This is a genomic window from Halomonas sp. SIMBA_159, from assembly GCF_046536035.1.
Taxonomy (GTDB): Bacteria; Pseudomonadota; Gammaproteobacteria; order Pseudomonadales; family Halomonadaceae; genus Vreelandella; species Vreelandella venusta_A.
In genome coordinates, this window is sequence record NZ_JAWJBT010000264.1 from 1 (window position 1) to 316 (window position 316).

Annotated in this window: 1 pseudogene; it reads left to right on the forward strand. The window is 53.8% G+C overall.

From position 1 onward, the window contains the following. Positions 1-132: 132 nt before the first annotated feature. Positions 133-316 (forward strand): annotated as a pseudogene (locus tag R0J87_RS19250) (Nif3-like dinuclear metal center hexameric protein); the annotation flags it as partial.

Sequence of the window (316 nt, forward strand, 5' to 3'; positions counted from 1 at the left end):
CAAGTGGCTGGCCGCATGCGCAACGCTTTAAATGAGCCGGTGCGCGCTAGGAGAAATAACGCCCTGCCCGTCACACGGATCGGCGTCTTGACGGGGGCAGGCCATTCTTCTGCCTAGAACCGCGAAGCAGCAGAAGCCGGATGCGAGACGTATGTTACTGGCGAAGCCACTCTTTACACGATTCAATACGCTCAGTTTGCCGGCATCAACTTACTGGTCGGCAGCCATACCTTCACCGAGATATTCGGCGTGGCCAGTTTAGCCCAAAAAATCGCAGAACTGAATCCAGATGTCGAGATTATGGAATTGAAAGAAC